12 protein-coding genes, 1 other RNA gene and 1 pseudogene (1 of these 14 running past the window's edge) are annotated in these 8,944 nt (G+C 46.6%); 11 read left to right on the forward strand and 3 right to left on the reverse strand.

All coding sequences use genetic code 11. The features are described from left to right. Window positions 1–86 precede the first annotated feature (86 nt). Window positions 87–881: a diphthine synthase gene (gene dph5, locus MTCT_RS08735; protein ID WP_048176411.1), complete on the forward strand. Its 795-nt coding sequence runs from the start codon at window positions 87–89 to the stop codon at window positions 879–881. Here dph5 and MTCT_RS08740 read toward each other — a convergent pair whose 3' ends face one another. Continuing rightward, window positions 882–1,079, reverse strand: coding sequence for a hypothetical protein (locus tag MTCT_RS08740; RefSeq protein WP_013295273.1), 198 nt, complete (start codon window positions 1,077–1,079; stop codon window positions 882–884). A 243-nt stretch (window positions 1,080–1,322) separates the two neighbouring features. On the opposite strand from MTCT_RS08740, the pseudogene MTCT_RS08745 reads away from it, so the two are divergent. Both MTCT_RS08745 and MTCT_RS09610 read left to right on the forward strand, forming a co-directional pair. After that, window positions 1,323–1,700, forward strand: a pseudogene (locus MTCT_RS08745) (class I SAM-dependent methyltransferase); the annotation flags it as partial. Window positions 1,701–1,762: 62 nt separating this feature from the next. Continuing rightward, entirely contained in the window at window positions 1,763–1,837 is a 75-nt protein-coding gene (locus MTCT_RS09610; protein ID WP_369798279.1) for a hypothetical protein, read from the forward strand. Here MTCT_RS09610 and MTCT_RS08750 read toward each other — a convergent pair. Further along, window positions 1,831–2,568 carry an archaeosine tRNA-ribosyltransferase gene (locus MTCT_RS08750; protein WP_048176415.1) on the reverse strand — a complete coding sequence of 246 codons (738 nt, stop codon included), beginning with the start codon at window positions 2,566–2,568 and terminating at the stop codon, window positions 1,831–1,833. The genes MTCT_RS09610 and MTCT_RS08750 overlap by 7 nt on opposite strands. A gap of 227 nt (window positions 2,569–2,795) precedes the next feature. On the opposite strand from MTCT_RS08750, the gene hdrC reads away from it, so the two are divergent. The 7 genes from hdrC to MTCT_RS08785 are packed head-to-tail and all read left to right on the forward strand — an operon-like array spanning window position 2,796 to window position 7,567. Continuing rightward, window positions 2,796–3,749: a CoB--CoM heterodisulfide reductase subunit C gene (hdrC, locus tag MTCT_RS09545; protein ID WP_048176417.1), complete on the forward strand. Its 954-nt coding sequence runs from the start codon at window positions 2,796–2,798 to the stop codon at window positions 3,747–3,749. Between the two features lie 12 nt (window positions 3,750–3,761). After that, window positions 3,762–4,670 (forward strand): CoB--CoM heterodisulfide reductase subunit B, encoded by a 909-nt coding sequence (gene hdrB, locus MTCT_RS08760; RefSeq protein WP_048176418.1) that lies wholly within the window; start codon window positions 3,762–3,764, stop codon window positions 4,668–4,670. A gap of 58 nt (window positions 4,671–4,728) precedes the next feature. Further along, on the forward strand, window positions 4,729–4,995 hold the full coding sequence (locus MTCT_RS08765) for a DUF749 domain-containing protein (RefSeq protein ID WP_013295278.1): 267 nt from the start codon (window positions 4,729–4,731) through the stop codon (window positions 4,993–4,995). Next, window positions 4,992–5,516, forward strand: a complete 525-nt coding sequence (locus tag MTCT_RS08770; RefSeq protein ID WP_048176420.1) for a DUF2096 domain-containing protein — start codon at window positions 4,992–4,994, stop codon at window positions 5,514–5,516. Before MTCT_RS08765 ends, MTCT_RS08770 begins: the two co-directional genes overlap by 4 nt. Before the next feature lie 18 nt (window positions 5,517–5,534). After that, window positions 5,535–6,206 (forward strand): metallophosphoesterase, encoded by a 672-nt coding sequence (locus MTCT_RS08775; protein ID WP_048176422.1) that lies wholly within the window; start codon window positions 5,535–5,537, stop codon window positions 6,204–6,206. A 52-nt stretch (window positions 6,207–6,258) separates the two neighbouring features. Next, entirely contained in the window at window positions 6,259–7,179 is a 921-nt protein-coding gene (locus MTCT_RS08780) for a 2-phosphoglycerate kinase (protein ID WP_048176423.1), read from the forward strand. A 19-nt stretch (window positions 7,180–7,198) separates the two neighbouring features. Next, window positions 7,199–7,567, forward strand: coding sequence for a CBS domain-containing protein (locus MTCT_RS08785; RefSeq protein ID WP_048176703.1), 369 nt, complete (start codon window positions 7,199–7,201; stop codon window positions 7,565–7,567). A 3-nt stretch (window positions 7,568–7,570) separates the two neighbouring features. Here the strand turns inward: MTCT_RS08785 and MTCT_RS08790 are convergent, their stop codons facing one another. Beyond that, window positions 7,571–8,545, reverse strand: a complete 975-nt coding sequence (locus tag MTCT_RS08790; protein ID WP_048176426.1) for an inorganic phosphate transporter — start codon at window positions 8,543–8,545, stop codon at window positions 7,571–7,573. Window positions 8,546–8,691: 146 nt separating this feature from the next. On the opposite strand from MTCT_RS08790, the gene ffs reads away from it, so the two are divergent. After that, window positions 8,692–8,944: signal recognition particle sRNA (gene ffs, locus MTCT_RS09140), an RNA gene on the forward strand (it continues 63 nt past the right edge of the window).

The raw sequence follows: 8,944 nt of genomic DNA on the forward strand, positions 1-8,944 counted from the left end.
GTGAACTTCCCTTTACACTTTAAGCCACTTATATACTGGTTTTCCTGAAACATTATATAACGTTATGATTTATGAGAGGGTGAGAGATGCTTTACATAATTGGACTTGGACTTTACGATGAAAATGATATATCAGTTAAGGGTCTGAAGGCCTTAAAGGCCTGCAGCAGGGTTTACGCTGAATTCTACACTGCAATCCTCCAGGGTGCCAGTTTATCTGCAATTGAGGAGTTAACCGGTAAGGATATAGATATACTGCGCAGGGAGGAAATTGAGGAGGAAAGGGTACCACTTCTTGAGGCAGAAAAATCCGATGTGGCGCTCCTTGTCCCGGGGGACCCCCTCATTGCGACCACACATACGGAACTGATCCTGGACGCAAGGAGGAGGGGCATAGAGACAAGGGTCATTCACGCATCATCCATAATATCCGCTGCACCGGGCCTTGCAGGGCTGCAGGCCTACAAGTTCGGGAGGATAATCACAGTACCCTTCACATCAGAAAATTACTTCCCAACATCCCCTTACGTTAATATAAAGGATAACCTTGAGAGGGATTCCCATTCACTGGTGCTCCTGGATATAGAGGCCCATAAAAGGAGGTACATGACTGCAAATGAGGGCCTTGAATACCTGCTGCGGGCATCAGAGAAACTTGGTGATGACACAATCAATGGAAAGACCCTGGCAGTTGTAATTGCAAGGGCCGGCTCTGAAAGGCCCCTTGTAAGGGCCGAGGCAATATCCTCACTTCTTAAGGAGGACTTTGGGGATCCACTTCACTGTCTTGTTGTCCCGGCCGGACTCCACTTCATCGAGGCCGAGTACCTTGTTGAGGTTGCAGGTGCGCCCCGTTCCATTGTGGAGGCTATGATAATCTGATTACCTTAGGAGGTATTCGCACTTTTCAACGTTCTGCAGGGGTATTATTATCTCCCTTTTACCGAACTCCCTCTCAGAGAAGCTCACCAGTATAAAGCACTTCTCCTTATCAACCTTTATATTTTCCACCCCAAACTCCCCCCTCTTGAAGTGGTGTACCGTGCCATTTGTCATGGTGAGCTCCATCTTTTCTATCATATTAAGACACCATTTAATAATTCTCTCCGGGCACCTATTTATAAATGCCCTCAGGGATCTGAACATCACTTTTTAAAGCACTGTAATGATGCTAATAAAGTTTAATCGAATCCGCCAACGAGATCGTGAAAATTTTTATCATATAAAAAAGAGATACAGCATGGTGTTAACATGGCCCGTAAAATCCATGTCGGTGGGGGTAAATCGACAAGGGACCTCATAGATGCTAAAAAGCTCATTGAGATGCTTCCACTGAAGGCAGGGGACACTTTTCTTGATGCTGGCTGTGGTGATGGCTTTATTTCACTTGAAGCAGCATCTGCTGTTGGTGATGAGGGAAGGGTCATCGCGGTTGATGTATACCCAGAATCGGTTGCGATCCTGAGGTCCAGAATATGCAGAAGGAGTAACATACTACCCCTGGTTGCAGATATAACCCATAGACTGCCGGTTCCTGATAGAACAGTTGACATTTACTTCATGGCCAACGTTTTCCATGGGATAGTGGTCAACGGCGAGGTTGAACCACTGATGGCCGAGGTCAAAAGACTCCTCAGCAGGAGTGGAAGGCTGGTGGTGGTTGATTTTAAAAAGGTAGAGGGAACCCCTGGACCGCACATGGAGTTAAGGCTGTCGGAGGATGAGGTCACGGAGATCCTTGAAGACCATGGGTTCGTTGTGGAATCTGTGGGGGATGCAGGAACCTACCATTATATTATAATAGCGGTGCCGCGTCACTGAAAACCCCCTATCAGTAGAGGGGGGTGTACTTCTGGAGGAATTCCTGCATTTCATGGTCCAGTACTCTGAGTGCAGACATGTTCTGGGGCGAAGAGGCGGCACGCTCCTCGACGAGGTTTCTCAGTGTACCGTTCTTTATGTGTTCACGGACCTCCCGCAGCACCAGATCCAGTGTCAGCCTGTTCCTTTCAATCAGTTCATCTGTACTGTAACTGCAGATCCTGTAGGTGTCCAGGGGATAGGTATGGGTCTCAGTGAATAAAACGTTGATCATACCATAGAACTCTGCAGCGGCGTCTGAGAACACATCCACACCCATATACGCGAGGAGGGGGATGAAGGCCGGGGGAGAGAATGCTGAACACAGCATGGTCTCAGGTTTTATGGCCTCACGTATTTCAGTCAGAATCCGAACCATCTCCATGGGTCTCTGGAGCAGTTCATCCATATTTGCCACTATGAGTTTCCTGAAACCAATCTCCTCAAGTTCAAGGGCGCATCTTACTCTGAGGTCAGTATAGCGGGATCCATGTATGAATGCGTATTCTGCATCAGATTCAGAGGCCATCTCCAGGGTTTCAGTGACACCCCACTCTGCGATTTCCCGGGGTACATTGTGAGGGATGGTTTCATATGGGGCGATATCCATCTTTTCATATCTAACAAGCAGGGGAGTTTCAGAATCTCCGAGAAGACCCAGCCTTGCGGGTCCGTCATGTAATTTTATCTGATATTCAGTCTTGCTCATTGCTTACACCGTCTGTTACTTAATTGGGTCAGGGATTACTTAACCATTGCAGTCTTGCTCAGGGTGCAGTCTGTCACTTACCGGTATCCTGGGATACGATCCTCAGGTGTCACCTTAAAGGTTACACATCGGCAAATTTTAGGAATCTTTATATATCCATAAAAATCACAGTCTAATAAGAAAAATCTGAGGTTTGCTAACCAGGGATCTTTCAGGGTGTGAAAACAATGTCAGTTCTAAAACGCCTAAAAGAAATGTTGATGGGTGAGAAGAAGGAAGAGGACAGTAAAACAGAGGAGCCAGAGAAAACAGAGACCCCAACAGAGTCCACCAAACAGGAAGAAAAACCTCAACCTCAAGAAAAACCTTCAGATGAACCCTCTGCATCTGCAGAAACAGAAAAACCAGAGGAAACTCAAAAGGTCGAAGAACCTGTGGGGGCCTCTGAGGAAGCATCAGCTGAAGAACCCGAAACTGCAGATGTTGAGGAGGATGAATCTGAAGAACCTGCCGAAACCTCCCATGAGGATGAGGAGGTAGTTGAGGATGAAGACTCTTCGGAGGATTCTGATTCTGAAGAAGAATCAGAGGAGGAAGAGGATAAAAGCGAAAGGAGTGATATAATGACCCTACTGCAGAGAGAAGAAAACATAATCAGAAAGGGTAATATTGACAAGGAGTTCTCTGAAAAAATAAAGGCCGCAGGCGGTGACAGTCTGGAATACTGTTTCCAGTGCGGTACATGCACAGGATCCTGCCCATCTGGAAGAAGAACCCCTTACAGGGTAAGACAGATAATAAGGAAGGCAAATGTTGGATTAAAGGATGAAATAATCTCAGATCCAACCCTCTGGATGTGTACAACATGTTACTCCTGCCAGGAAAGGTGCCCACGTAAGGTCAGAATCGTGGATGTCGTGAAACTTGCAAGGAACGAAGCAGCCAAAGCAGGATTCATGGCACCAGCACACAAGGCAGTTGGATCATTCGTTATAAAAACAGGTCACGGAGTACCAATCAACGACGCAACAATGGAGCTTCGAAAGGCTGTTGGTCTTGGAGAACTACCACCAACAACACACCAGTTCCCTGAAGCACTTGAAGAGGTTCAGAAAATCATCAAGGCAACAGGCTTTGACCAGTTAATAGGCTACAACTGGGAAACAGGTGAACTTGAATAAGGAGGCATGCAAATGGAAATCGCATACTTTTTAGGATGTATCATGAACAACAGGTACCCTGGAATTGAAAAGGCAACAAGGGTTCTATTCGATAAACTCGGAATCGAACTCAAGGACATGGAAGGAGCATCCTGCTGTCCAGCACCAGGAGTATTCGGTTCATTCGATAAAACAACATGGGCCGCAATAGCAGCAAGGAACATAACAATCGCCGAGGACATGGGCGCAGACATCATGACCGAATGTAACGGATGCTTCGGTTCACTCTTCGAGACAAACCACCTCCTCAAGGAAGACGAGGAGATGAAGGCAAAAATCAATGAAATCCTCAAAGAAGCCGGAAGGGAATACAAGGGAGAAATCAACGTCAGACACTTTGCTGAGGTCCTCTACAACGAGGTTGGTCTGGACAAACTTGCCGAAATAGTTGAGAAGCCCCTCAACCTCAATGTTGCAGTGCACTACGGATGCCACTTCCTCAAACCAAGCGACGAGATAAACATAGACAACCCTGAAAGACCAACCATACTGGATGAAATTGTTGAGGTAACCGGTGCGAAATCCGTTGAATACAAGGACAAGATGATGTGCTGCGGTGCCGGTGGTGGAGTGAGATCAAGGGACCTGGACGTTGCACTTGACTTCACAAGGGAAAAACTCACAAACATGAAGGAAGCCGGTGTTGACGCAATAGTAAACGTCTGCCCATTCTGCCACCTCCAGTTTGACGTTGGTCAGATGGAGATAAAGGACAAGTTCGGCGAGGAATTCAACATACCGGTACTTCACCTCGCACAGCTACTTGGACTTGCAATGGGTCTTCCAAAAGAGGACCTTGTGGTTGACGCCCACCAGGTATGCGTCGACGAGTGCCTTGAAAAGCTCGAGGAACTCGACCGCCTTGCACCTGGAAGCGGTTAAGACCACAAATTAATTATTTTTTTCCAGGGATTCAAAATCCCAAAAGTGAGGTGTTTTTTTGTTTATAGCTACTTTAAAGGGAATATTTACTTTGAAGGATCTTCCAGAAGAATTCAAACCCTTTGTGGACTACAAGGCAGGCCTTGAGAAGAAGGAATTATCCGATGACGACGAGGTGGCCATACTATCCATCCAGGGCACACAGAGCAACCATGTGCTCATTCTCAGCTCCTACAGTAACGTTGAGGAGATCCGAAAGGAACTTGAAGAGGCAGGTGCAAAGATAAACCACACAACCCTAAAAATTCTGGAAGGACATCTATGACACTCCCTGTTGAACAGACATGGTTCGTGCTTGTTGAACTCCTGACAGACCTTCGAAAGAAGGATGTTGATGTCCCAGTGGAAATTACAGAGGACATAAGGCTTGTGAGGACATCAATCAACTTCTATAAATCAGATACAGAGAACCCTGAGATGATCAGGGAGCTTAAGAGAATAAACGATATGCTCAACTCAATCCAGGAGAAACTCCTTGAACTTGCAGAGTCAGTTGCCCCTGATTACCCTGACGAATGGATTGAAAAATTAAAGAGGGCCTCAAGGGGTGAGGAGGTCCACAAACCCCCCGAAACAAAGTCAAGGTTTATTGTCGGAGCCCCACCGGGATTTGCAGCTGCAAGGGTGCACCTTAAGGAACCAATAGCCGAGGACAGGGTTCAGGATATTGCCGAAACCCACAGCCTTATAATTGAATTTGAAGAAGACGATCTTATAGCCGTTTATGGCGATTCAGAGGACATAAAAAAGGGTTTAAAGGAAATAGGCTCCTTCTTCAGGGAATAATATGGAGTGTGATTTTTCATGAAAATCCTCGCTGTAAGTGATCTTCATGGTTCAAACATACCTGAACTTCACAGGTTTATAATGGATAACCGCGTTGACCTCATTGTTGTGGCAGGTGACATAACACACTTCGGGCCGGCGGAACTCGTTGAGGAGCTCCTCAATGACCTGGCATCCCACAACATCCCTGTTGTTGCCGTACCAGGGAACTGCGATCCCCATGGGGCTGTGACTAAAATAGAAAACTCAAAGGCCGTGAATATACATGGAAGATCCATTAACATCAAGGATATTGCCATATGCGGCCTCGGGGGTTCAAACCCAACACCATTCAACACACCCCTTGAACTGGAGGAGGATGAGATAAAAGCGGAACTGGACGACCTCATGGAAAAGTCTGGTGAAGGAGATGTTCTTATTCTTGTAACCCATGCACCACCACATGGAACATCACTTGATAGAATTCCATCCGGGGACAATGTTGGAAGCAGGGGTGTGAGGGATGTTATAGAAAGACACCAGCCCTGCCTGAACATCTGTGGCCACATCCACGAGTCCCCGGGAGTGGACCGTATAGGTGAAACCATCGTGGTCAACCCGGGACAGCTTTCAGATGGCAGAGCAGCCCTCATTGAAATTGAAGATGATGGATCCATAACTGCTGAAATTTTAAATCTCAGGTCCAGTTAAATATATAAAAACTGGATTTCAGATTATGACAAGTTCTTTTTGAGGTGAGACCATGATCATGGTTCAGGGAGAAGTAAGCGGAAAAAAATACACGGAGCCCTTCTCCAAGGGCGTTCTGGCACGTTCACTGACCAGGGCAGAGATGGACCCTAACAAGGCATACACATTTGCTTCCAGAATTGAGGCTCACCTTAAAAAGAATAAGGTCGATGTCATAACAATAGAGGAACTCGTTGATGTGGTCTCAGAGCACCTGAAAAGGGAGGATCCTGAGGTAGCAGAGAAGTACATGCTCTGGAGACGAATAAGGCAGTGCAAGGAACCCCTGATAATACTCATAGGGGGGGCCTCAGGGGTTGGAACATCTTCAATTGCCTTTGAGGTTGCAAACCGCCTTGGCATAAGGAACATGATAAGCACCGACATGATAAGGGAGGTAATGCGTAAAATAGTCTCCAGGGAACTTCTCCCGTCCATCTATGAATCAAGCTACACAGCGTACCAGTCCCTCAGAATACCCCCACCACCAGAACTTGACGAGGTTCTCATTGGATTCAGGGATCACGTGGACACTGTGAGCATCGGCGTGGAGGCTGTAATTGAGAGGGCCCTCACAGAGGGTATAAGCATAGTGATTGAGGGCGTGCATATAGTCCCTGGGTTTATACGGGATGACCTCATAAACAAGGAAAATGTTGCAATGTTTGTCCTCACGGTTTCAGATGAGAACGTCCATAAGGGGAGGTTCTATTCACGTTGCAGACAGATGTGGGCCAGAAGACCACTTAAAAGGTATATAAGTTACTTCTGGGCAATAAGAAGAATCCACAGATACATTGAGAGCCAGGCAAAGAAACACAATGTGCCTGTTATTGAGAATATAGATGTTGTAACCACGATAGACTCAATTATAAAATCACTGACAAAAACCAGTGTTAAGGGAGGAGAGAAAGGTGCTGAAAAAACTGAATGAAGTTAAGGTTAAGGATGTAATGACAACGAATGTTATAACAGTTGAACCATCTGAAGATGTGGTTTTTGCATTTGAGAAACTCATGAAGCACAGGATAAGTGCTCTCCCTGTCCTTGAGGAGGGTAAACTTGTTGGAATCGTAACCGCCTCAGACCTTGGTCACAACCTGATACTTGACAACTATGAACTTGGCACAACAGTCGGGGAGGTCATGGTGAGGGATGTTGCCACGGTGGCCCCTGATGAGACACTTGGCGACGCCATTGAGAAGATGAATGACTACTCATCGGATGAGGGAATAATAAATCAGCTTGTTGTCATGTCCGATGGTGAGATGGTGGGGATAATTGCGGATGGGGACATTATAAGGGCCCTCAAAAGCCTTTAATGTTCATATAAAGCCTGTGATAGTATAAATTGCAGCTGATAGGATGATGCATGTGGGTATCGTAACTATCCAGGTGTATGCTATGTGCCTTATCACGTCATACTCGACTGTTGATGTCCCATGTGCAATCCCAACACCTATCACCGATCCAACAAGGGTCTGTGTTGGCGATACAGGCATACCATAACCCAGAAAGAGGTAAACGATAAGTGCCGCTGATAGCTGGGCTGCAAAGCCCCTGCTTGGTGTGAGGTCTGTTATTCTTCTTCCAATTGTTTCTGTCACCCTGCTGCCAGCCAGCAGAATTCCTGAGGCAAGCCCAAGAGCCCCCAGTATTCTGATCCAGTACCCGCCATCATAACCCGTCGCAAATATAACACCCGTTGCAACTGCTATATCAACAGCCCCAAGGTTAAGGGCTGAAAACGAGGAACTCAGTATCTGTAGATATGAAAATACCTTTTCGAGCCTGTCCCTCATACCCATACCCTGAAGCGGTTTTATTAAAACCCTTCTGATGGATCTGTAGATTACAAATCCTGTGAGAAAACCTGCAACCGGTGACATAATCCAGCTTAAAACTATGAAGCCAACAACGTCTGTTCTCATGTTCTGAATGCCGATGCTTGCTATTCCGGCACCAATAACTGAACTTACAATGGCATCGGAACCTGAAATGGGTATCTTTTTTATGATGGTGAAGGTTATCCAGATTGATGATGTTAATGTTATAACAAGGGCTGTTCTGGGGCTAAGGAGCCCCTGGGGGATTATTCCTTCACTTATTGTTTTTATGACGCTCCCACCAAGGAACAGCGCCCCAACTGATACAAAAAATCCCCCCAGCAAGAGGGCCTTTTTCATCCTGAGAGAACCACTCCCAACAGCAGTACCCACAGAGTTACCTATATCGTTTGCAGCAATGTTGAAGGCCATGTAGAGGCTCAGAATGAGACTCATTGCTATCAGCGCATCCATGGAATTAATATGGAATGTTACCTTAATTAGTTTACCAGTGCACTCCGCGCCCTGTATAAATGTAATGACGATAGCATCTCATTAAAGGGAGCCAGGGCAATGATATGTCCATAGAAACATTAAAATACTACTTAGTATAATGGATACAATGGGCTAGACCGGAGGGTTAGGGGTCCTCTGTAAGCGCAAATCCCCTATACGGCGCGGTCGAAGTTCAGGGGACGGCTGATCGACTGTTTATCGGCCCTGCTGATTGGTGTCGAAGCCTCGTCCCGCAGGATCAGTGGTGATGGGGCCCTGACTGGAGGGTCAGGGTAAACCATCTTAGTCATGGGAACGGGTCAGGCCTGGAAAGGAGCAGCCCTACCATGGACAGCTGATGCTTGCGGATTAACGGGG

Origin of the sequence: Methanothermobacter sp. CaT2 (genome assembly GCF_000828575.1) — an archaeon.
Classification (GTDB): domain Archaea; phylum Methanobacteriota; class Methanobacteria; order Methanobacteriales; family Methanothermobacteraceae; genus Methanothermobacter.

Excerpts from the sequence above, each read along its gene's own strand:
- MTCT_RS08775 (WP_048176422.1), top strand. The coding sequence starts at position 5,535 with ATGAAAATCCTCGCTGTAAGTGATCTTCATGGTTCAAACATACCTGAA.
- hdrB (WP_048176418.1), top strand. The coding sequence starts at position 3,762 with ATGGAAATCGCATACTTTTTAGGATGTATCATGAACAACAGGTACCCT.
- MTCT_RS08750 (WP_048176415.1), bottom strand. The coding sequence starts at position 2,568 with ATGAGCAAGACTGAATATCAGATAAAATTACATGACGGACCCGCAAGG.
- MTCT_RS08770 (WP_048176420.1), top strand. The coding sequence starts at position 4,992 with ATGACACTCCCTGTTGAACAGACATGGTTCGTGCTTGTTGAACTCCTG.
- MTCT_RS08790 (WP_048176426.1), bottom strand. The coding sequence starts at position 8,545 with ATGGATGCGCTGATAGCAATGAGTCTCATTCTGAGCCTCTACATGGCC.
- MTCT_RS08740 (WP_013295273.1), bottom strand. The coding sequence starts at position 1,079 with ATGATAGAAAAGATGGAGCTCACCATGACAAATGGCACGGTACACCAC.
- MTCT_RS08785 (WP_048176703.1), top strand. The coding sequence starts at position 7,199 with ATGACAACGAATGTTATAACAGTTGAACCATCTGAAGATGTGGTTTTT.
- MTCT_RS08780 (WP_048176423.1), top strand. The coding sequence starts at position 6,259 with ATGATCATGGTTCAGGGAGAAGTAAGCGGAAAAAAATACACGGAGCCC.
- hdrC (WP_048176417.1), top strand. The coding sequence starts at position 2,796 with ATGTCAGTTCTAAAACGCCTAAAAGAAATGTTGATGGGTGAGAAGAAG.
- dph5 (WP_048176411.1), top strand. The coding sequence starts at position 87 with ATGCTTTACATAATTGGACTTGGACTTTACGATGAAAATGATATATCA.